The organism is Desulforhopalus sp. IMCC35007 (assembly GCF_005116575.1).
In the GTDB taxonomy this organism is placed as follows: Bacteria; Desulfobacterota; Desulfobulbia; order Desulfobulbales; family Desulfocapsaceae; genus Desulforhopalus_A.
Genome location: NZ_SWCN01000013.1, coordinates 107,409 through 128,025, shown reverse-complemented (window position 1 = coordinate 128,025; position 20,617 = coordinate 107,409). Strand labels below are relative to the sequence as shown.

Here is a 20,617-nt window from a genome sequence, read left to right as displayed (position 1 = left end):
CAATGGCTGCAACCAAACAACCAACAGCTCAATATCTCAGCCTTTATGGTCTTCGAACGGCACCATTTGGCCTTAGCCCTAATCCGGAATGTTTTTATCCCGCCCCATCCCACCAGGCCGCAGCCAAGATTCTCAAGCATGCCATCAACAACGGAGAAGGCTTCATGGTGCTGACAGGCAGAGCCGGGCTCGGCAAGACCCTGATCCTGCGACGGCTCCTTGAAGGCCTCGACGAGAGGAAGACTCCTGTTCTTATCCTCAGTCCAGCCGTTAATGCAACTGGTCTTCTTCAGCTTCTTCTGGGCGAAATGGGACTGGAATTCAACAGCCAGACATCAATGGCTGAGCTGTTACAAAGCTTCCAGAGCCATGTTCTCAAAATGGCAGAAGAAAACAGAGAACTGTTTATTATTGTTGATGAAGCACAGAATATGCCGCCCCAGACCCTTGAGCAGTTACGAATGCTCTCGAATCTTGAGACAGGTAAACGCAAACTGATGCAGATTCTGCTCATAGGCCAGACCGGCCTTGAAAAAGTCCTGACCGCTCCCAATCTGGGGCAACTCGTCCAGCGCATAGTGGTTCACGAGCAGCTGGAGCCATTAAACAGGAGCCAGGTTGCAGATTATGTTACATATCGACTCAAACACGCAGGAGGCCGTGGAATCCAACTCTCCACATCAGGTTGCAGGTTGCTCCACAAGGCCAGTCATGGTATCCCCAGGCTCATCAACAGAATAATGGATCGCACCCTGCTGCTCGCAAGCCTTGATGCAACCAGACGTCTTTCTAAAAGACATGTGAAGACTGCGATCACCACTATGAAGGATATCAATGAAACCAGGCGTAAAAATAAATTAATTGCCGTTCCTCTTGTCGTTGTGTTTTTTTTCGTTGTAGCTGCCCTGATCTACATTTTAGTTTTTAATAGAGCCAGCGGAGTTCTCCCCGGAATAACTACGACTGTTCCCTCGACAATACAAGAAAAAGTGCAACTCAATATTCCGACCATCTGCTACGCCAGAATGACAGAAAAATTTATATTCTCCTTTCCACCCCAAGGAACCGCCTCATGATCCGCGCAAGAAATTGGTGTATTCAACAACGACCTGAGGGGGGATACTTCATAACCCAGATGCTCTCTCAAACAAAGGATACAGTCAGGTTTAGCAGGTTTTTTAAGAGCGAAACCATCGGCAGGAAATATAACGGCAACATCCACTACACGTTCACCCCGGAAGACTACCACATCTATACCGACAGCTTTCCAAAACTCAAACCCGAGCTGCTTGCCCTGCAGGTAAAGAAAAGATTCACCGATCTTGGCATTGCCATGGATACCTCAAGCCTGATCCATAAAAGCTGTGCAATGGCAGGCAAGGACAACATTGTCAATTCTATCTTCATCCACGAAGAAGACCTGAATGCAAGCCTCCCGCAGATCAGTGCTCTTACCGGTGTCAAAACCTGTTCTGTTGTGCCGGCCGCTACAGCCATAGCAGGCCTTATAAAAACTCTGACAGCAAAAGCAGTCCTCATCTTTGTAATTGGCATGCGGTATAGCCAGCTCCTCGTAGTAAAAAACGGTATCCCTGTTTATAACCAATCCCTTGCCCAGACCGGCCCCGGACAGGTTGAAGAGGCACTTATCCCAAATGCCGTAGATTTTGCTCGTGTGACCCTGAGAAAAGAGCACAATATAGAGGAGTTTAACATCCTCTGCCTTGGCTCCAGACGAAACACCATCAACCTGAAAAATTTGGGGATAGATGAATGGCAAGCTGATTTCAGCAAAGTCATACAGACTCCAGACCCTGAGGCGGTCTTAGACAACCCTCAGCTTTTCGGGGTATATTTTGCAGACCCTGCCTACAATTTTGTCCCAGAAGATTTCAGGAAAATCTGGCAGCTCCAATCCGTATCAAAAACTGTAGCCCTCTGCGCTGGAGTCCTGGCAACGGGTCTGTTGGCCAGCTGGTTGTATTACCAGCCCATACTCAAGAAGCAGGAAAACAGCTACCGCTCTACGACCACTGAACTCAACCAGCTTCGGGAGCATATCACCCAGAGAATGCCCCAGACCACAATGCTCAATAATTTTGAGCGCCTGGTAAACATCCGGGCCAAAGCCCTCGAAGATTATCGCTTGGATCTCCTGGCCAAACAACTCTCCGACGCCCTACCGCCCAATGTCCACGTTACAGAGTTAAAAATACAGCGTCAGGCACTTGGGGCAGAAGATACCCTCGCCCTGCCACCCGGCCCCGACCCTATAACAGGCCAGGAACGCTCGGCTACAGAGGAATTAAGTATTCCTGAAAAGATCCAGGATAAGGCTTTTCTCCTTGCTCTTACCTGCAGCAGTCAGGGGAGTTATGCGGAGGTGACAACCAGATTTGAAAAAACAGCATCGAGCTTAAACGAAAGCTTTGGTGTAGGAGAACTTACCTGGAATTACCGGGAGGCTGAACAAACAGGGTTCCTCCATGGCAGCCTTCTCCCTCAGCTCAAAAGGGTTAAACCATGAGTTATGAACTTCCAAAGCCATCACCACTTGCACTTTGCATTCAATGCGCCTGTATGATTGCCTTTGCAGTCTGCCTTTATCTGTTTATCATGGCATTTCAGACAAACAAGCATTATACGGTAGCCCTCAAAGATCTGCAGGAAAGAAAACAACAACTTAACCATGCGTATGAACAGGTCGATAGGTATATGAAATTTATTGACTCAAGCCCATATTACCAAAAAAATCTCGGTGAACCGCAATGGGAAAAAGTTGATGAAACATGGGATGACCTCGCTTACGATAAACTGGTGCAGCGTCTGAGCAGCCTCTACCGGCAAGACAGGCCGTTTATCCTTGACTATTTTTCTGCGGCAATCAAAACAGAAGACAGCCAGATCCAGAATAACGAACAACTGACACAAGAAAACATGGTGGAGCAGAAAAGCAGAAGACTTATCTTCCATCTTCAGGGTTACTATCTATGTCCATGCCAGTAAACAATATCCGCGCCAGTGTCCTTGCCGGACTGCCACTGCTCCTTTTAGTGGTAGCTGTCTGTGTCGCAGTCTGGTTCAACAGTAAAAGCAGACCTTTTTCCACAGGAACCAGACTTCACGTACATCAGGCACTGATGAACATTCCAGAAGAGGATACAACAGCTCAACTCAAAAGTTTCCTGCCAAAGGTCATGTCCGCGGGACGGGATCCATTTTTCCGGCCTGCCACCCCACAGCCTCTTGATCCGGTAGAAACAGTCGACAATCCAATAACGGCCATTCTTCAGGACATACATTTAACAACCATAGCCCAGGGAAAACTTGGCAACTACTGTCTTATCAATGGTAAAATTTACCACGAAGGACAACAGGGAGAAGGCTTTACGGTAGAAAAAATAAATGAGCGAGAAGTCGTCTTTTCAACTCCAATACAGACCTTTCACCTGGCCCCAGGAAAAAAGGTTACCCTGGAATCGGGTAAATTAATCCACAGAGACGACAAAACAACAGAGGCTGGTATGAAAAATCCAGACGCAGGCAGGCAATGAACAATCCGCCACGACTGCATCCTCTGTCATACAATATTATTATAACCTGAGAACGATCACATTATGAATCATCGGTCTAAACGCTGTCTGCTTTTCAAACCTTTCCGGTTGTCTCATGGTACAGCACTCTGCACTAACTGGATTCTGCGGAGCCTCCTGCTCATTGTAATCCTGTTGCTCATGCAGGGTTGTTCACAAAAACAAGCTGTGCCTCAAGCAGAGCCTGTACCGTCTATTTACCCGGAAAGCGAGCCCTCCCTTTTCAGTCAGGAGCAACCGGCCTCAGCCAAGCCGAAGAAAAGATACGCAACCCCCATCGATGAGCCAGAAAAGATTATTCTGAAACCAAAATTCAAAGAACTGTCGCCTCTAGACAGTGAACGTATCAGTGCAAGCTTTACCGAAGAGGGCTATCGACCCATTTTTCAAATCCTGGCACGGGCTGCAGGACTCAATCTTGTGCTTGACCCCGAACTGGAATCTCTTCTTGGCAACAATAAACTCACAGCAGAATATCAGGAAATTAAAGTCAGAACCATACTTGATGCGATCTGCACAATTTTCAATGTCGGCTGGAGAGAGGATAACTCCACCCTTTTTATCGAACCGTATCTTACCAAAACCGTTCATTTGGATTTTGCTGCCGGTATCAACCAGTCTAGCTTCAGCGTAGGAGGAGACGTACTTGGTGGGAGCAGTGGCTCCAGTGAGGATGTTCAAAGCCCCCTGACCGGAAAATTCGAGGTCCAGGGTGCAATCAGTGAGTCGGTCACCGATATCTACACCAACATTGAAACAACCGTGGGCCAGCGACTCAAAGACAATGGTGAGTTTCTCCTTAACAGGCAGACGGGTACTATTATGATGAGAGCCCGCCCACGCCTGATTTACGAACTGGAGGCCTACCTTGACACCCTGCGTAAAAAATATTCCAAGCAGGTGGTTATCGAGGCCCAGATAATCGAAGTGGACCTCAACGAAAGCCAAAAACTTGGAATTGACTGGCAAAACCTCTCTTTGTACACAAGTACAGAACCGATACTCGATGTTGCCCAGACCCTGGTTAACGTCAGTGGCAACGCCTCTGAATCTCTGTACAATATCGCCATAGACACCGAGGATTATTCAATCGATGCCGTTTTCAGTGCCCTGAAAAAATATGGTAACCTGAAAGTTCTCTCCAATCCGCGTCTAAAAGCTATGAACGGCCAATCTGCCGTAATAAGTGTCGGACAATCAGTATCTTATTTAAAAAGTGTGACAAAAACCACTGAAGGAAGCGGGGACACCCAGACTGAGGATATCAGCACCGAGATCGGTTCGATTTTTGATGGTATCCTGCTGGGAGTCACACCTATCATTAAAAATGACAACTCCGTTACCCTGCATATCGTACCGATAAAGAGTGAAATCGTCTCTTTAGATCAGCAGCAACTCGGTGAGACCGACTCGTACAGCATAACCCTTCCCTCGGTGAACCTGCGTGAGATCTCAACCATAGTCAATGTTCATCCTAAAAATATTGTTGTCCTTGGCGGCCTGATCATGGAACGGGAGCAGGAGGAGGAAACAGGACTGCCCATCCTCGGAGACCTTCCTTTTCTTGGCCGGCTTTTCAAGGAAACAAGTACATCCAAGGAGACAGTGGAGATGGTTATCATTTTAAAAATTGACGTTATTGAATCATGAGTAAACTCTACGATGTCATAAGCCGCCTGGAGGAGGTCGCAGCCCAGGATGAACAGGAACCTGTATTTATCCTGGCAGGCGACGAGACGGTTAACAAAAAAAACCGTTCCCCGTGGCTGAGAATCGTGCTGTTGGCCCTTGCCCTCGTGGTTCTTGGCGGTATTGCCGTCGCTCTTACCGCCTGGTGGCAGAACTGGTTTACCAGAGACACCTCGCCCACAATCCCACCGACAAACCAGGCAAAAGTTAGCCAATCCACGACACCGCCAATCTCGGTTGAGCAACCTGTTATTCCGCCCCCCCCTGTCCCTGCACAAGAGGAGACGACACCCGTCAGCCCAGAACAACCCGCGGTCACTGTCACTTCAGGTAATACAGAGAGTCTGACCGCACTTGTTGCCCCTCAGCCAGCCCTGACGAGTGTTGATGTCGCCAATCAAGATGCGATCGTGATGAACCTTGAAAATATCATCAACGATCTCAAGAAACACCCCTCCTCAATTCAGGTGGAAATTACCAGGCACCCTTCTGGAGGTAGTGCCACCGTTTATATTCATGAACTTGAGATCGCTGAAGCAATTACAGATGAGGAGATATTCGACGAGCCCTCTCCTCTCCCGACTCAAAGACTTGCTGCACTTGCCGACGATAAGGCCAAGGTGAGCAGGTGGCTCCACCAGGCTGAGCTGTATCGCCATGAAGGAGAGTGGGAAGGGGCAATTACCCTCTATCGAAAAGTATGGGAGACCTCAAAAGACCCCAATGTTGCCAACAATCTTGCGGCAGCCTTAATGGAGATCGACCGCCCCGAAGAGGCTCTTGAAATACTTAAAGCGGGAAGCATTGCAGCCCCTGAAGACCGTGATATCAGGCTTAACCTCAGTATAATTCAACAGATGTTGTCCCGTAAATGAGTACATTGTACCCCAACCTGAGCCTACACTTCTTTTAGATGGGAGCAAACTGTTGTATAATTTCTCAGTAACAGACACACAAAATCACCAACAACGTGGGTTCACTCTTATCGAACTTGCCTTGGTGATAACTATTATGGGGTTGCTGCTCAGCTTTGGCCTTGTAGCCTGGATGTCCATGAAAACATCTCAACAGATCTCAGCTGTGAAAACCACACTCACATCGGTATCCGATTGTCTGAGTAATTACGTCATTCATTCGGGGACTATCCCACCCCAGGCATACTTTACCAGACACTGCGCGGTACTGGACCCATGGGGCAACAGTATCATTTACTACAACACTGGCGATAACCAGGAGGTATCTGCGGTTACGACAAAAACGCTCAGAGACGAAACTGGCGACCATCCAGATACAGCCTGGATACTCGCCAGCGGCGGGCCGGATGGAACCATAACCATCAGCTCAACAACAACTCTATGGGATTGTTCAGGCGGGGACGATCTCTGCCGGGCCACCAGCAAAAGCATACTCATCTATGAAATCAACAAATAAACAAGGCTTTACACTTATTGAACTGTCCATCGTCCTGGTCATTCTGGGCCTGATCCTTGGTACAATCGCACCACTTATCATTTCGATGACCAAGAAAAACAAGCTCTCCGAAGGACGACAGATAGTTCTCACCGCAAGAGACGAACTAAAGGGTGATTTTGTCCAGAATCGGACACTTGCTGTAAACCTGAATGAGATCGGACACACCATTGATCCCTGGCAGAACAACCTTGTCTATATCCCGTCACCGCTGCTCGCAGGTCAGGATATCTGCACCTGGCTTGCCGGGGGCACCGATCAGACCGGACTTGCCGTTTGTCTTGACGGGGATTGTACCAGCAAGAAAAAAGACAATATTGCCTTTGTTATCTCCTCTGTTGGTCACAACTTCAACAGACAGCTGGAGGCACCAGTAAATGTTGACGGCAACGGGGCAGATCTCGAGGTGAGAATTTACAATTACGGAACAGAAATTGACCTGTACACCGTAGACCTCAACGATCCAACGCAACAATTTGATGATATCGTACAGTATGTTACTGTGGACGAACTCGCTCAACTTATAAGCTGCACAATTGTCCTCGACAACCAGACAGGACAGACCATATGCTCATACGGTGCAGCCATAGACAATGATACTGATGTCGGAATTATTAATTACAATCAGCAATTCAGCCTTGGTTCAACCACAGACAACTGCGTAACCGTTGATGCCACCTGCGAAATTGACTATGACACGGCCCTTCTTGTTGATGGTGACCAGGACGGAAGAATAAAGCTTTTGCAGGTTCCCCCCTCATGCACGCTGGCTGAGGATTAAGGTAATTACAATCACTCACTTTCTCGTAATTACAATTACGTTATTCCTATTATAAGTTACTACAGACACTCACATTTTTTTACCATTTCTTTACCTGGCCAGGAACCAACAGTTCAATTACACCCAATATCGTTCTGTATTTACAGCATTTGTTTTTTTATTTCCTCCTTCCTCTACTACTGGCATCATTTGTGCTATAATACTTTCAGGATTTACTCTGTGTCGGAAAAAGCCAAACCCATTGTAAAGTGGGGACGGAAAGCCACGGGTCCAGAAATGGATAGCCGGGTTGCTGCTCGATCAAACATTTAGTATGAAAATTTCAGGGGGAAAAAATGCGAGCAAAAATACTCAAAAATGATAAGGGCTTTACCCTTATTGAAATGGCAATTGTATTGGTCATTATCGGCTTGATACTTGGTGCAGTTATTAAAGGCAAAGACGTACTCAACAGCGCAAAACAGAAAAAGTTTTACACCACATTTGTGAAAGAGTGGGAACTATCCATAGCCTCCTACTTTGACCGCACAGGAAATCTTCTAGGCGACGGTACTGCCAACGGTGGATCTGTAGCTACAAAAAATGGCCAGTTTGACAATGTAGCGGGAACCGATTTTACAAATATCAACAACGCCTTAAAAGCCGTCGGTCTCACTGAGATTGTCAGCAACGTCACCAGTAATGGTCAGTACACCTACACAGGCACCTACTCCGGGTCCGCAACCATGACTATGCATTTATATTATCTCTACAGTCATAGAGAATTAAGATATCGTAATGCGCTCTACTTTACCGGCATGCCTACAGACCTCGCAATCGCAATTGATACCATGGTCGACGGTGAAGCAGATGCTGAAAAAGGGAACTTCAGGCAGTATACTGACGCAAACGGTTCAGCCTGGCCAAACGCCTCAACAACTACGACTGTAAACGCTGCCTACACGATTAATTTACCGTAATTAAGGATTATTTTATTAATCAGCTAAAAGGGATATCACCGTAAAAGTGATATCCCTTTTTCTGTTTCTGCAGATTACGCACATGATTTGCGGAACTGTCAGCCAGCTTAGCCTGACAAGAATAAACCGCACCACTATAATAATCTCTTCTATTTTGTTTCCCTTGCTCTTGCCATTATTCGAGTTGAATTTAACGCCCCAAGGATAGAATGTACCGTCATAAATCTATTCAAAATATTACCAGTCAGGTAGTTACATGAATGGTATAAAGAAAAACTCTCATTCACTCCGCTAACTCAATAAAACCAAGGAACGAAAACAAGTTGGCCTTTAAAAAATAAGTTGCTTTGATCGCTTGGATTGACTAAGTTCGTCGACTTTAGATGATTAAACTGGTGTGACAAATCTGCTTTTCAAGACATCTCTTTCAGTGCATTTGAACAAAAATCACCAACATATTACAGATTTAATCTTTTATTATTTTTTAGTTTATCGAGTTAACCAATCAGAGTCAGCAAACACCAAGTTACGGAGTTCACGATGAAAGACAAAGATTCGGATGCAAAGAACCGCATGAAAGACGAGATTAGGAGTGAGAATTCACTGATGAAGCGCTCCCATATCAATAAGGACACCTACCTCAGTTGCTGGTGTCCCCATTGCGGAAAAGCTCTCAATGAGGGTAACAAGGCGGTTTTCAAAATAACCAGTAAGAGCGGCGAGGTCGGCATCAGCAGAATGTCTCCGTATCTCAACGTTCTGGACCGGGAAACCGCCATGCAGGTAGAAGATCACGAAGAGCTGGCCAACGTGCAATGCCCCCATTGTGACACCTCATTTATCGTGCCGGGTGAAATCTGCATCCAGGATAACTGCAAGATGATGGCCTTTAACGTTTCCGTCTCAGATTCAAAAAAATTAAACCTCGTTGTCTGCGTTCGTCGTACCTGCCGATGGTACAAAATGAGTGATGAGGACAATGAACGACTTATTTTAAGGGATAGTCATGAGTGGTAATAATCATAATCGTAAAAACTGGACAAGATCACTGACAATGGTCATGCTTGTCGCAGTCATCGGGGCCGTTATTGGCTGCATGGCCAAAAAGGATGTGCCAACAACAGACCGCCACTATTTCAGAAACACGGCGGGCTCTGTACTCTTTGACCATGGACAGCATAGCGGTTCCGCTGAATCCTGTGCCAAATGTCATCATGACCTCTATTCTGCCGCCCAGGCAACCAGCTGTCAGGAGTGCCACGGTGATGATGTGGTACCCAGCGAGTACAAGCATGCGGAACTCAAAGAAATCCATAGCCGTGATTGCAGTAAGTGCCACGCCGAAAATCCCGCGAGCCCTGAACCGGTATCCTGTAGAGAATGTCACCCTGGAGCACAGCCCAGCGAGACCCATACCAACCAATGCAGCCAATGCCACGATGACAGCTTTACCCCGGATATGATGGCGCATGACGAGTATCTTGAAATTGAAGACCACACCTGTCTGGGATGCCATACACCGCAAGCTGTATCTGAGGTTTACCATACAAATTGCATAAACTGCCACTTAGAGACCCTTCCGGACAGATTCACCACTAAAGGTGGAGACGTGTCCTGCGGGGCATGTCATTTACGATGAGGATGTTGTCATGCAGGGACTGTTGAAATTATTTAGTAAAAAACCGCTGGTACCTCTTCTGGCTGACTATGATCCAGAAATTCACCAGCTAAGCGACCCGGATCACGTCGTCATCCCTCTGGTCTACCCGGGACGGGTTCGGTACCAACCCACCGTGGAAGTTGGCGACTTCGTCAGCAAAGGTCAGGTTATCGGCAAATCTAGAATCGGTAACTGTGTTTGCGCCTCGATCAGTGGCAAGGTCACAGAAATGACCAGCATCTGGACCGCCCAGAGTTTTTATTCGGCGGCAATTGTCATCGAAAATGATGGCAGCCCTGGCATGCCAGCGTATGAACGTTTCGATGGTCCGGTCTCAACCAACGATCTTAAAGCAGCCATGGACAGGCTGCGTTCCGCAGGAGTTGCCCCCCCTTGGGCCATGTCCGGACGTGAGTATCTCGAGGAGGAAAAGCTTCCAGAACTCCCTCCCGTTACGACCGTGGTAATTACCGGTGTACGTCAGGAAACAACCATCCTCACCTCCCAGCTTCTTCTGGAACAACAGGCGGATAAGGTCACCGAGGGCTTAAGATGCATTGGCGAGCTACTTCCCGATGCCCGAATCTGCCTCACAGCTCCTGAAGCTCACCGTAACTGGGCTGCAACAAAGTTTGAGGGCCTGGCCGAGGTTGTCTTTTTACCAGAACATTACACCGGCCGTATTGAACGAGAAGTTGTTTCCCGTTTTCTTGGCCGCCGAATCCCAAACCGCGAGAGTTACCGCTTTCATGGTATCGCTGTCCTCGACGTTGAATACCTGCTGGCCATGGTCGATGCTCTGAACGGTACATCTCCGTTTACCCAGAAGTGTCTGACTATAAGCGGCAGCGGTTTAGACAAGGCCGTGACCGTCCGTTTCCCTCTTGGCAGTTCAATCCGGCATATCCTGGCCAGCCAGGGTTTGAAGATCGACGACTACACCCGACCGGTTGTGGGTGGCCCCATGATGGGTTTCGCGCAATTTTCTGACACCACGCCACTTACCTACAATAACGGGCTCCACCTCATCGCAGAAGATGTCAACCCTTTTGACCCCCTGGCCCCCTGCATTAACTGCGGGCGCTGCACCCGAGTGTGTCCGGTTGGCATCCAGGTTCACCTGGTGAACCGGATTATTGAATTCGGCGAGCTTAAAAACGCAAGGGCCCTGCAACCCGAAGCCTGTCATGAGTGTGGTTTATGTGCCGACGTCTGCCCTGCACAACGTCCCATCGTTCAACTCCTTCATTTCTGCAACCATGAAATGGTTCACGGGGAGCGTTACAACTGGATCACCGGAGACAATGAATCATGAAAGAATTAAAAATGTACGAACAGTCCGCAGGCGCTGAGCCCCGAATGCTCAATGTGGCAGTCGGTCCTCATTACAGAGTCGGCTCAGGGCTTGCAGAAATTTATCAACGCTGGGTTATCGCGCTGATACCGGCGATTGCCGCCAGTCTTTATTATTTCGGTTCTGACGCCCTCAGGGTCTTTGGACTCTCGGTAAGCTTTGCTGTTGCCATCGATTTCATGGCGGAAAAACTCGCACCCTCCCGTGACCTGACTTCCAACTGGTCCAGCGTCAGCCTGGCACTGCTCCTGGCCTTTATGCTCCCGGTTAATGCACCCTGGTGGTTGATTTTGATTGGCTGTTTTTTCATGGTGGTTGTGGGGAAGAAGTTCTTTGGTGGTGTAGGCTCCTATCCTGCTCAACCGGCCGTCCTCACCGTGGCGATGCTGCAACTCTCATGGCCGCACCGAATGGATTACACCGCAGCTCTTAGCTCCATGGACTGGACAACTTCAATGGTTGAACCACTCAGACTGCTCAAATCTATAGGAGCGAGCGCTGAATCCCAATACCACATCTGGGATTTATTGATAGGTCAGCAGGTTTCCGGTACCGCTTGCGGCATGGTTATCTTCATCCTTATTGGTGGCATTTTTCTCCTCGCAATGCGCGAAATACAATGGCAGCTGCCTGCAGGTTTTATCATCAGCCTGCTTGCGACTGCTTACCTTTTACGGACACTTAATCCAGAGGCTATAGCTTCACCTCTATTCTACCTGCTCAGCGGTGGAACCCTGTTCATGGGATTTTTTCTTGTTTCCGATCACACGACATCGCCGGTGAACAAGGTGCCGATGTTTCTCTATGGCATGATAGCAGGCATACTGCTGATGCTGATCAGAGGCTATTCGAAACATGTGGATGGGATTGTCTTTGCTGTACTGCTGGCCAATCTCTGTTCACCCCTTCTGGATATGATCAAACCAAAAGTGAAGGGAGCAAACAATGAATGATATAGTACGCATGGTCGTCGTGCTCTGCCTTATTGCCGGCGTCTCCTCCGCAGCACTTACTGTCGCCCACGTTCAGCTGGGGCCACAGATGGAAAAACAAACCGACCTTTATATACGTGGACCTGCTCTCGAACGGCTTTTTGGTAAACCGGCAAAAGAGGTTTTAAACAACAAGGTTGTCGTTCATCTTCCGGATCAGGATGTGCCCATTTTCTTCTCCCGTGACGGCGAAAAAGTATCCAGCCTGGCGGTAGAGGCTATCGGCAAGGGTGGTTTTGGTGGCGATCTCAAAATCATGGTGGGCATCGACCTCAACGCCGGACTCACCAATGGGATGGAGGTCGTCAGCCACAGTGAAACCCCGGGGCTTGGTGCACGTATCGTTGAGCCTGGCTTTCGTCGTCAATGGCAGGGACTGTCCCTTGAGACTCCTATTGCCCTGACCAAGGACGGTGGCACAATCGATTCCATCAGTGGTGCTTCGACGACTTCAGGTGCGGCTGTAAGAGGTACCAACGAGGTGCTTCTCTTTGTCCGCGACCACAAAGATGACATTCTTAAATCCATCTCTGAGCTCTAAGGAGATTTCATAATCATGGCAGAGAAATTTTTACCTACACTCACGGCAGGATGGTGGAGACGTATTCCACCTTTTCGTCTGGTCCTCGGTTTATGTCCATCACTTGCAGTAACCATGTCCGCAGAAAACGGAATGGGTATGGGCCTTGCCACCGCGTTTGTCCTCACGCTCTCTAACCTTGCTATCTCGTCTATGAGAAACGTAATTCCCAGCAAGGTTCGCATAGCCTCATACATTATCATTATTGCGACCCTGGTTTCCATCGTCGAAATTCTGATGAAGGCCTACTTTTTCCCCCTGGCCCAGCAGCTTGGCATCTATATTCCCCTCATTGTGGTCAACTGTATCGTCCTTGGCCGGGCAGAAGGTTTTGCCTCTAAAAACCCCCCTTTCATTTCGATGGTAGACGGCTTCAGTGTAGGAACAGGGTACGCAATGTCTCTTACTCTCATCGGTTCCATTCGGGAAATTTTTGGAGCAGGAACCTGGTTTGGTATGCGGGTGTTTTCGGATTCCTTTGAGCCAATGTCCTTTCTGGTATCAGCTCCCGGCGCCTTCCTTACCATTGGTACACTACTGGCTCTACAGAATCTCTTCTCCCGCTGGAGCGGTGAGAAATTTATTCAGGGATAAAAGGGGAAATTAATGGAACTCATTTATATAGCAATATCAGCCACTTTTGTTAACAATATCCTGCTTGCCCAGTATCTTGGCAACTGCCCTTTTCTTGGCGTTTCCAAAAAAATAGAGACAGCTGTCGGCATGGCCGCTGCAGTTCTTTTTGTCACCGCTTTGGCCTCCATTTGTACCTGGTCTGTCTCCACCTACGTGTTAAATCCTTACGGTCTCGAATTCCTCCAGACCCTTACCTTTATTCTGGTTATAGCCTCACTCGTTCAATTGGTTGAGATCATTATCAAGAAAAAGAGTCGTGGCCTCTACAACGCCCTGGGAGTCTATCTTCCACTGATCACCACCAACTGTGCGGTTATGGGTGTTGCTCTGCTTATCCCTAAAAATGAAATGGGCTTTACTGAAATGCTGGTTTTTTCCTGCTGTAGTGCAATTGGTTACGGTCTGGCCTTGATCCTTTTTGCGGGTATCCGTGAAAGACTGCTGATCTCCCCGGTCCCTAAAAGCATGCAGGGCACTTCAATTGCGCTTGTAACTGCCGGAATCATGGCAATGGCGTTCATGGGCTTCCAGGGAATGGCCTCTTAATTAAGGAGAATTATTGTGATTGCACCGGTACTCCTGTTAGTCGGAATCGCCTTTGTGGCGGCTATTATTCTCGGCATAGCAGCAAGAGTTTTTCATGTTGAAGAAGATCCAAGAATTGAAGCAGTGGCAGATCTTTTGCCAGGTGCCAACTGTGGCGGCTGTGGAATGGCAGGCTGTAATGCCTCTGCCGAAGCGATGGTCAAGGGTGAAATCCCCGTAAACGCCTGCGTTGTTGGTGGAACCGAAACCGCCGAGGCCATCGGCCTCTATCTGGGATATGATGTGGGTGGCGCAGAACCGTCTCTCGCCTGTACAACCTGTGAAGGCGGGGCACGTGCCGCCCGTAAATTTGAATATTCAGGCCTGCAGGACTGCAGAGCCGCGCTCCAGCTTTATCACGGTCCGGTTCGCTGCGAAAACGGCTGCCTGGGGCTTGGCTCCTGCTTTAAAGCCTGTAAGTTCTCAGCCATCACCATGAACGAAGAAACCGGCCTGCCCGTTTTTCATCCCGATCGTTGCGTTGGCTGTGGCGCCTGTGTTGCCGCCTGTCCTAAGGGAATCATCAATCTTGTTGAAGAAAAGACCAAGATTCTGCATTGGAATCAGTACACCGAATGTCTTTCTCCCTGTAGGCAACGATGTCCTGCCCAGATTAATATTCCCAAATATCTGGCCCACGCCAGAAAAGGTGAATACGCAGCGGCCCTTGCCACTGTAAAAGACAACAATCCACTGGCGATTGCCACTGGCCGTGTTTGTCCTGAATTATGTGCCACCCAGTGTCGTCGGCAGATTCAGGACGATCCCCTTGCAATCAATGCCATTAAACGTTTTCTCTCTGACTGGGAACGCGACAGCGGTGAGAGACTGCAGGTTCCGGTCTGTGCCCCGACCGGACATAAAGTTGCCGTTGTCGGCGGTGGTCCATCAGGATTAAGTGCTGCTTATTACCTTGCCCGTTTGGGTCATGAGGTTGAAATTTTTGAAATGATGCCAAAACTCGGCGGGATGCCTCTTTATGGTATTCCTGAGTACAGGCTCTCTGAAGAACAGTACCAATGGGATATCGATGGTGTTCTACAGCTTGGCGTAAAGGCCCACACCGGGGTTACTCTTGGTAAGGATATCACTATCCGCTCCTTGAAGGCCGTTGGCTTTGATGCCGTATATCTCGCACTTGGCTGCTGGCACGGCCGTCTGATTCCTTTTGATGGTGTCAACTTAAAAGGTGTCTACAGCGGTATCGATTATCTCAGACGGTTTCATACCGATGAAGATCTCATTACAGGTAAACGGTTTGTCGTTATTGGTGCAGGTAACGTGGCTATGGATTGTGCCCGTTCTGCGCTACGCGCCGGTGCTGAAAGCGTACTCCTCATTTTCCGCTTTTCCAGGGATATGATGGAGGCTAATGCCCATGAGATTGTCGATGCAGAAAAAGAAGGCGTGGAGATGCGGTGTCTGATATCCCCAATGCGTTTTGTTGGAGAAAACGACACCCTCACCGGAGTTGAGGTTCAGCAGGTCGAACTCAAGCTCAATCCAGGAGGAATGCCAGACTGTATACCTGTGGAAGGTACGATTGAAATCCTTGACTGTGATGTTGTCATTCAAGCGGTTGGCCAGGGAACGGATCTTGATGCCATTGTTGAGTCGGACGGTCTTGAGAAGACACGGTTTAGCACAGTCGATGCCAACGAAGATACCCTGGAGACCAATATTCCCGGAGTTTTTGCAGGAGGTGACTGTTTTACCGGCCCACGTCTGCTTGTTGAAGCCGTTGCAGGCGGCAGGTACGCAGCAAGATCGATTCACTACTATGTTACCACCGGTTCCGTTCCACCGATAGATAACCGCCAGCGTGAAATGATGCCACCTGCCATGGTGGATTCCCTGATCAACGTCAATCCTATCTCCACAAGCGCCATCAAACCAATGATTTCACTTGAAGAACGGATGAGTACTTTCAGAGAAGTTGAAGGCACGATCACCGAGCAGCAATGTGTTGCAGAAGCCGAACGCTGTCTCAACTGCGGAATCTACTGCTACGATCAGGACGCTGTCCCTTCCTCCCAGGTACGTATAATTGCTCCGCGTATCGACAAGGTTCAGAAAAAAGAAAAAGAAGAAGCGACAGTCTAAGCCTTCTCAACCAGCAGCTTGTTTACCATGCACAAGCTGCTGGTTTTCTACCGAATAGCTGAAGCAATAGTTATTGCCGCAGCTGGCTCAATTTCACGATTTTTCATCATTGCCCAACACCATTTTATTTTATCTGCGCAGCGCGGCTTTTGAAAAGAGATGCTCCGGAACAGCGGTGTTGAATTCAATCGAATCCACGACAAATTCCGTGCCGTCACCGGTTTTCAGAACATCCTTAAACCTCATGTGCATGGGGTACCACCGGTCGTTTATCTGCCTGAAATCAGAGAGTTCCGTTTTCTTCAGGAGTTTGCCACTCTTGGCATAAAGCTCTTCTTTCATGGGTACATAACGCTCCTGGTCCACCCACATTGTCCGGGAGTGATAGGCCACATCATCTTTTTTGGCAACAAGATGCAGTATCCAGCAGGTCCGTCCATCAATTATCTCTGTTCCGATAATCTCGGCCCCATAAAGGCCTGCGAGTCGTTGGTCTTCCATCATATCCTCGTAAGACAGATCTGAGCCCATGACGGATTGCCGAAGCATATGGCCAGAAATCTGGATAATTCTGTCGGTTGAGGGCGAGTACATCCAGAGTTGATCCTGTATCTTGAGCATCTTTGTACCCTTTTCCCTGGCAGGAGCCAGATATTCTGTATAGGCCCGCTTATCTCCCTCAGTCCATGATTTGGATTCTACAGTCCTTGTATCCCGTCTGCTATGGATGATCATCTTCGAGCGGATCACCTGGGTTGTCGAGTTGAGGTTTTGATCAACCTTTTCCAGCACAGCTGCGCCATCTGGAAATTGTGCATGAAGAGGTACTGGGAAAAGCAAAAGTGCAAGGATGAAAATAAATTTCATGTTTCCAGTTCCTTAAAAAGTTGTGCAGTGGAGCGCTTATATATTCCAAGACCTGCAAGTGCAGCCCCAAGCAAGGTTGAAAGGATACCCGGGATAAACCCTATGATGAAGGTTACCGGGGTGATTTCAGCACGTATGATATTTGACATCATCATGCTGGAATTTTTGACCATGGACCCAATGTCTAAGCCATGAACCTGGAAGTAGTAGGCCACCGCCAGTCCCAACAAGGTGCCAAATACAGAACCAATAATGCCGATTATAAGAGATTCGATAATAACTGAACCGTAGACGTGTCGCTTATCCTCGCCAATGGCAAGCCTCAGTCCCATTTCGCCATAGCGGCGCAGACTGCCGATCAAGCCGACATTCCAGAGGACAATGGACATTGCCCCTACAAAAATGGAGGCGGCGATAAATGAGATATAATTGGCCAGATCAAGATACTCACCAAGGCCATCCTGATTTCTAAGGGCAAACATCACAGGAGCATATTCATCACCTGAATGCGTATACTGACGGTTAAAATCTTCTTCGATTTTAAGCGAGAGGGAATCATGGTAGATGCCATCTTGGAAATAGCCCAGAATTTCTCCTGCCCCGTCATCCATATCAAGAGTCTGTTGAATATCTGTAATGTCCGCCAGAAATGCTCCCCTGTCCATGGCGTTGATGCCAAATTTAACAGTTCCTGCCATTACAAAATTCTGCATGGCCATACTACCGTGCATTGTGGAACCAATAAGTGTCAGGGTTCCACCAGGCTGAAGCTTGAGTTTTTCGGCAAATTCATCACTGACCAGGACCTCTCCAGACATGCTTGGAAGCTGTCCGCGCACAAGAGAAGCTTCAATGTTCAGCGTTTGAACCTCGGAACTTTCCTCAGAAAGCAAATCAATGGCAAGCCCTATGGCAGGCCCCTGAGTACTGGTTTCACCTCGACTATCCGGTACATCAAGCAGACCGCCAAAACGAATCCGCTTAACCCATTGCAAATCCGGATACTGCAGGCGCAGTTGCCCAAGGAGATCTTCAACACCAAGGAGTGCCAGATCATTTGGTATCTGCGATTTATTTTCCGCATAGGCCCTGCTCATGATCCTGACATGACCTGTGGTAAAATTCGCATTAGACCGTGCTATATCGCCCATTTCTCCCTTGAGCCAGGCGTGCAAAAAAACAGTCAGCATCACCCCGATGGTCACGGTAATTACCGGAAACAGACTCCTGGACCTGTCTCGCAGTAACCCTTTTATGAGAAAAACTATCATGAGAGTTTCCCCTTTATAGCATCTGTGGGGTTGAGATGGGAAATTGTCCTGGCAGGAATAAAACTGACAATGGTCACAACCACCATGATGACACAAGTCGTGCCTGTAATCAGGCCCGCACTATAGATGGGGAAGATTCTGTCACTGATGGCAAGGCCGTAATTATCGGTTATATCAGGCATCGGAATACCCCAGCGTGCCTGCATGGTCAAAAGTGGAATACCATAGATAGCTGCCACAAAGGCTGCGAGGATACCGTGCATGGCACCTTCCATAGTAAAAAGACGAATGACCGCACCTCGGGTCATGCCAAGGGCGATCAAAGTGCCGATCTCTTTACGCCTGCGGAAAATAGCCAGGATCTGGGTGTCAAAGATGGCAAGCAATGCAAGAGAGAGCAGAATAACGTACATAATGTAACCACTCAACTTTTCCACCTGCATCATATCCTCAAAATCTTTGGTCAAATATTTTCTATCACGAAAGACAAAACCTTCCTGCGGCCCAGTCTCGTTTGTATCCTGGCCCACGACAATAATAGTCGCCTCACCTGGCAGCTGCATCATCTGCTGCAGGCGGGCAAGCGGAACCCAGATCTGCCCCTGATCCACCGTCGGAACGTTGGTCTTCATGATGCGCACCACCCTTGCATCAGCAGCATCGAAGGTTCCATTGGCATCCCGCCAGCGGATCGTGGCCGTATCGCCCACATTCAAATTGGTACTTTCTGCCATCCTGGTCCCAAGTACAACCGGAATCTCAGCAATATCCTGCTGAAGCGCTGCGCTCGGAAGATGAAGAACTGTCTGCTCCGGATCAATGCCCCGGAGAATACAACTCTGCATCCGGCCTTGGGGATATATTGTTGCCTGTCCTATAAGTATCGGTGCTACAGGTCTTTGGGGGTTCATTCCTGTTAGAGCCTCTGGAATTTGTGCATGACTTTTTTCCAGGGTAAAAAGGTCGTAAGGATCGTAATCTTCCTGCCAGTATTGACCACCACCGATTTCCCAGTTTGTCATGTCATGCCTGGCCTGGTAATTCCAGCCATCTAAAAGTCCTTTCTGCCAGATGATAATGACATAGGCCATGGACAAGACAATGGTGTTCAACCAGGTCCGTAATCCCGCACCCATAAGGTTTCGATAGGCCAGCCTGAGGGTGATCATTTGGACATCCTCGTGTCTTTTGCCGCCAAGGCCGCACTGTGCAGGGGAGTATCGATCTTCAGGTCGCTTACAACCTTGCCATCATCAAGTGAAATCTGCCGACGAAGATAACCGATAACCTTCTCATCATGGCTTGCAAAGATGAAGGTGGTGTTCAAGTCCCTGTTCAGTTTCACCATGGTCTGCAAAATACGGTGGGAATTTTTGGCATCAAGATTTGCGGTCGGTTCATCCGCCAGTACAATTGCAGGGTCTTTCACCATAGCCCGGGCAATGGCCACCCGCTGGCTTTCACCTCCGGAAAGCTGGGCGGGTTTGGACTTGGCTTTATCGGCTAAATCAACCGCCTCCAGTGCCGCCAGAACCATTTTACGCCGCTTGGCTGCCGGTGTTTTCAGGAGTAGAAGTGGAAATTCTACATTTTCGTAGACGGTATACACCGGGAGTAGATTGTAGGTTTGAAAAATGAACCCGAGGCTTTTATTGCGCAACTGGGAGGCCTGAAAATGAGTCAATTGAAGAATAGATTGGCCGAGAACAATGGCACTTCCTTCTGTAGGGACATCTAAAGAACCGATAATATTAAGTAAAGTTGTCTTACCCGAACCACTCGGCCCTATCAAACCGCAAAACTCACCTTTTTCAATGGTGAGGTTGACCTCACTCAGAGCAGTAAACTGCTTGTTACCAATGGGAAAACGTTTGCACAGACCACGTATTTCAATGATGGCTGAATCGTCCATAGTTGCCTTCCCTTGTATAAAAATAATTCCTGAGAATTGACACATTGCTCAAATACTTTCTTATCACCCCAAGTCAGCTCTGACAAAAGTTCGAAATACCAGGCATGATGTTTTTTCATGGTTCTCAACTATGCATCTAATATGTCGTAAAACTGTAAAAAAACG

Annotated in this window: 21 protein-coding genes and 1 riboswitch; of the genes, 17 read left to right on the top strand and 4 right to left on the bottom strand. The window is 48.3% G+C overall.

Annotation, left to right across the window (positions count from 1 at the left end; all coding sequences use genetic code 11):
- Positions 1–2 precede the first annotated feature (2 nt).
- From FCL48_RS14735 to FCL48_RS14655, 17 genes are all read left to right on the top strand, one after another.
- Positions 3–1,076: an ExeA family protein gene (locus FCL48_RS14735; protein WP_136873049.1), complete on the top strand. Its 1,074-nt coding sequence runs from the start codon at positions 3–5 to the stop codon at positions 1,074–1,076.
- The gene (locus tag FCL48_RS14730; protein ID WP_136873048.1) at positions 1,073–2,527 is read left to right on the top strand and encodes a hypothetical protein; all 1,455 of its coding nucleotides are present in this window, start codon (positions 1,073–1,075) and stop codon (positions 2,525–2,527) included. Before FCL48_RS14735 ends, FCL48_RS14730 begins: the two co-directional genes overlap by 4 nt.
- The gene (locus FCL48_RS14725; protein WP_136873047.1) at positions 2,524–3,006 is read left to right on the top strand and encodes a hypothetical protein; all 483 of its coding nucleotides are present in this window, start codon (positions 2,524–2,526) and stop codon (positions 3,004–3,006) included. The genes FCL48_RS14730 and FCL48_RS14725 overlap by 4 nt, the downstream gene beginning before the upstream one ends.
- A complete protein-coding gene (locus tag FCL48_RS14720; protein ID WP_136873046.1) occupies positions 2,991–3,554 on the top strand; it encodes a hypothetical protein in 564 nt (187 codons plus the stop codon). The genes FCL48_RS14725 and FCL48_RS14720 overlap by 16 nt, the downstream gene beginning before the upstream one ends.
- Before the next feature lie 63 nt (positions 3,555–3,617).
- Positions 3,618–5,243 (top strand): pilus (MSHA type) biogenesis protein MshL, encoded by a 1,626-nt coding sequence (mshL, locus tag FCL48_RS14715; RefSeq protein WP_136873045.1) that lies wholly within the window; start codon positions 3,618–3,620, stop codon positions 5,241–5,243.
- Complete coding sequence (locus FCL48_RS14710) at positions 5,240–6,157, top strand: tetratricopeptide repeat protein (RefSeq protein ID WP_136873044.1); 918 nt, start codon at positions 5,240–5,242, stop codon at positions 6,155–6,157. The genes mshL and FCL48_RS14710 overlap by 4 nt, the downstream gene beginning before the upstream one ends.
- 52 nt (positions 6,158–6,209) lie before the next feature.
- Positions 6,210–6,713 carry a type II secretion system protein gene (locus FCL48_RS14705; protein WP_169309235.1) on the top strand — a complete coding sequence of 168 codons (504 nt, stop codon included), beginning with the start codon at positions 6,210–6,212 and terminating at the stop codon, positions 6,711–6,713.
- Positions 6,697–7,533: a type IV pilin protein gene (locus tag FCL48_RS14700; RefSeq protein WP_136873042.1), complete on the top strand. Its 837-nt coding sequence runs from the start codon at positions 6,697–6,699 to the stop codon at positions 7,531–7,533. The genes FCL48_RS14705 and FCL48_RS14700 overlap by 17 nt, the downstream gene beginning before the upstream one ends.
- 221 nt (positions 7,534–7,754) lie before the next feature.
- Positions 7,755–7,830, top strand: a riboswitch (cyclic di-GMP riboswitch).
- Between the two features lie 38 nt (positions 7,831–7,868).
- Positions 7,869–8,492 (top strand): type II secretion system protein, encoded by a 624-nt coding sequence (locus FCL48_RS14695; protein WP_205747726.1) that lies wholly within the window; start codon positions 7,869–7,871, stop codon positions 8,490–8,492.
- Positions 8,493–9,032: 540 nt separating this feature from the next.
- The gene (locus FCL48_RS14690; RefSeq protein ID WP_136873041.1) at positions 9,033–9,509 is read left to right on the top strand and encodes a hypothetical protein; all 477 of its coding nucleotides are present in this window, start codon (positions 9,033–9,035) and stop codon (positions 9,507–9,509) included.
- Positions 9,499–10,131 (top strand): cytochrome c3 family protein, encoded by a 633-nt coding sequence (locus FCL48_RS14685; RefSeq protein ID WP_136873040.1) that lies wholly within the window; start codon positions 9,499–9,501, stop codon positions 10,129–10,131. The genes FCL48_RS14690 and FCL48_RS14685 overlap by 11 nt, the downstream gene beginning before the upstream one ends.
- Before the next feature lie 10 nt (positions 10,132–10,141).
- Positions 10,142–11,467 (top strand): 4Fe-4S dicluster domain-containing protein, encoded by a 1,326-nt coding sequence (locus tag FCL48_RS14680; protein ID WP_136873039.1) that lies wholly within the window; start codon positions 10,142–10,144, stop codon positions 11,465–11,467.
- Positions 11,464–12,459, top strand: a complete 996-nt coding sequence (locus tag FCL48_RS14675) for an RnfABCDGE type electron transport complex subunit D (protein ID WP_136873038.1) — start codon at positions 11,464–11,466, stop codon at positions 12,457–12,459. The genes FCL48_RS14680 and FCL48_RS14675 overlap by 4 nt, the downstream gene beginning before the upstream one ends.
- A complete protein-coding gene (locus FCL48_RS14670) occupies positions 12,452–13,039 on the top strand; it encodes an FMN-binding protein (protein WP_136873037.1) in 588 nt (195 codons plus the stop codon). The genes FCL48_RS14675 and FCL48_RS14670 overlap by 8 nt, the downstream gene beginning before the upstream one ends.
- 15 nt (positions 13,040–13,054) lie before the next feature.
- On the top strand, positions 13,055–13,672 hold the full coding sequence (gene rsxE / locus FCL48_RS14665; protein WP_136873036.1) for an electron transport complex subunit RsxE: 618 nt from the start codon (positions 13,055–13,057) through the stop codon (positions 13,670–13,672).
- 12 nt (positions 13,673–13,684) lie between these two features.
- A complete protein-coding gene (locus FCL48_RS14660; protein WP_136873035.1) occupies positions 13,685–14,260 on the top strand; it encodes an electron transport complex protein RnfA in 576 nt (191 codons plus the stop codon).
- A 15-nt stretch (positions 14,261–14,275) separates the two neighbouring features.
- Positions 14,276–16,402, top strand: coding sequence for an FAD-dependent oxidoreductase (locus tag FCL48_RS14655; RefSeq protein WP_136873034.1), 2,127 nt, complete (start codon positions 14,276–14,278; stop codon positions 16,400–16,402).
- A gap of 129 nt (positions 16,403–16,531) precedes the next feature.
- On the opposite strand, the gene FCL48_RS14650 is transcribed toward FCL48_RS14655, so the two are convergent.
- From FCL48_RS14650 to FCL48_RS14635, 4 genes are read right to left on the bottom strand one after another with little or no spacing between them, the layout of a single operon-like run.
- Positions 16,532–17,269, bottom strand: coding sequence for an outer membrane lipoprotein-sorting protein (locus FCL48_RS14650; RefSeq protein WP_136873033.1), 738 nt, complete (start codon positions 17,267–17,269; stop codon positions 16,532–16,534).
- On the bottom strand, positions 17,266–18,540 hold the full coding sequence (locus FCL48_RS14645) for an ABC transporter permease (RefSeq protein ID WP_136873032.1): 1,275 nt from the start codon (positions 18,538–18,540) through the stop codon (positions 17,266–17,268). The genes FCL48_RS14650 and FCL48_RS14645 overlap by 4 nt, the downstream gene beginning before the upstream one ends.
- Positions 18,537–19,709 (bottom strand): ABC transporter permease, encoded by a 1,173-nt coding sequence (locus tag FCL48_RS14640; protein WP_136873031.1) that lies wholly within the window; start codon positions 19,707–19,709, stop codon positions 18,537–18,539. The genes FCL48_RS14645 and FCL48_RS14640 overlap by 4 nt, the downstream gene beginning before the upstream one ends.
- Positions 19,706–20,452, bottom strand: a complete 747-nt coding sequence (locus FCL48_RS14635; RefSeq protein ID WP_136873030.1) for an ABC transporter ATP-binding protein — start codon at positions 20,450–20,452, stop codon at positions 19,706–19,708. Before FCL48_RS14635 ends, FCL48_RS14640 begins: the two co-directional genes overlap by 4 nt.
- Positions 20,453–20,617 lie beyond the last annotated feature (165 nt).

Coding starts and splice junctions, on each gene's coding strand:
- FCL48_RS14670 (WP_136873037.1), top strand. CDS start 12,452: ATGAATGATATAGTACGCATGGTCGTCGTGCTCTGCCTTATTGCCGGC.
- FCL48_RS14640 (WP_136873031.1), bottom strand. CDS start 19,709: ATGATCACCCTCAGGCTGGCCTATCGAAACCTTATGGGTGCGGGATTA.
- rsxE (WP_136873036.1), top strand. CDS start 13,055: ATGGCAGAGAAATTTTTACCTACACTCACGGCAGGATGGTGGAGACGT.
- FCL48_RS14735 (WP_136873049.1), top strand. CDS start 3: ATGGCTGCAACCAAACAACCAACAGCTCAATATCTCAGCCTTTATGGT.
- FCL48_RS14650 (WP_136873033.1), bottom strand. CDS start 17,269: ATGAAATTTATTTTCATCCTTGCACTTTTGCTTTTCCCAGTACCTCTT.
- FCL48_RS14700 (WP_136873042.1), top strand. CDS start 6,697: ATGAAATCAACAAATAAACAAGGCTTTACACTTATTGAACTGTCCATC.
- FCL48_RS14725 (WP_136873047.1), top strand. CDS start 2,524: ATGAGTTATGAACTTCCAAAGCCATCACCACTTGCACTTTGCATTCAA.
- FCL48_RS14680 (WP_136873039.1), top strand. CDS start 10,142: ATGCAGGGACTGTTGAAATTATTTAGTAAAAAACCGCTGGTACCTCTT.
- FCL48_RS14695 (WP_205747726.1), top strand. CDS start 7,869: ATGCGAGCAAAAATACTCAAAAATGATAAGGGCTTTACCCTTATTGAA.
- FCL48_RS14720 (WP_136873046.1), top strand. CDS start 2,991: ATGTCCATGCCAGTAAACAATATCCGCGCCAGTGTCCTTGCCGGACTG.
- mshL (WP_136873045.1), top strand. CDS start 3,618: ATGAATCATCGGTCTAAACGCTGTCTGCTTTTCAAACCTTTCCGGTTG.
- FCL48_RS14645 (WP_136873032.1), bottom strand. CDS start 18,540: ATGATAGTTTTTCTCATAAAAGGGTTACTGCGAGACAGGTCCAGGAGT.
- FCL48_RS14635 (WP_136873030.1), bottom strand. CDS start 20,452: ATGGACGATTCAGCCATCATTGAAATACGTGGTCTGTGCAAACGTTTT.
- FCL48_RS14675 (WP_136873038.1), top strand. CDS start 11,464: ATGAAAGAATTAAAAATGTACGAACAGTCCGCAGGCGCTGAGCCCCGA.
- FCL48_RS14730 (WP_136873048.1), top strand. CDS start 1,073: ATGATCCGCGCAAGAAATTGGTGTATTCAACAACGACCTGAGGGGGGA.
- FCL48_RS14690 (WP_136873041.1), top strand. CDS start 9,033: ATGAAAGACAAAGATTCGGATGCAAAGAACCGCATGAAAGACGAGATT.
- FCL48_RS14685 (WP_136873040.1), top strand. CDS start 9,499: ATGAGTGGTAATAATCATAATCGTAAAAACTGGACAAGATCACTGACA.
- FCL48_RS14710 (WP_136873044.1), top strand. CDS start 5,240: ATGAGTAAACTCTACGATGTCATAAGCCGCCTGGAGGAGGTCGCAGCC.
- FCL48_RS14660 (WP_136873035.1), top strand. CDS start 13,685: ATGGAACTCATTTATATAGCAATATCAGCCACTTTTGTTAACAATATC.